The sequence below is a fragment of the Pseudomonas sp. EL_65y_Pfl2_R96 genome (assembly GCF_963970905.1).
In the GTDB taxonomy this organism is placed as follows: domain Bacteria; phylum Pseudomonadota; class Gammaproteobacteria; order Pseudomonadales; family Pseudomonadaceae; genus Aquipseudomonas.
This window is the reverse complement of the sequence record NZ_CAXAQH010000466.1, coordinates 1-255: the sequence shown is the minus strand read 5'-3', so window position 1 is coordinate 255 and position 255 is coordinate 1. Positions and strand designations below refer to the sequence as shown.

At 54.1% G+C, this 255-nt stretch carries 1 protein-coding gene; it reads right to left on the bottom strand.

All coding sequences use genetic code 11. The annotated features are described in order from the left end of the window. The coding region (locus AACY49_RS31600; protein WP_339528294.1) for an IS110 family transposase at positions 1-255 on the bottom strand (255 nt) is incomplete at both ends.

Below are 255 nucleotides of genomic sequence, written 5' to 3'. Positions count from 1 at the left end.
ATAAATAGTCGATATGACTGCGCAGACAGGGTTTTACCGTGTCAGCAGAGGCTGTTTTGAGGCGCCGTAAATCGTCGCCTTGCTGCTGAACAAAGTTTTCACGCTGCTGTACCAGCGCACGTAAATTATCCTGTTCAGGGCTGGTGATGCGGTTGCTTGGCGACTTTATGACTTCGGCAAACTGCGCGAGCAGCCGCGCATCTATCGGGTCGGTTTTAGCGTGCTGCCCCATGGCCTTGGCAAAGTCCCTGGCTC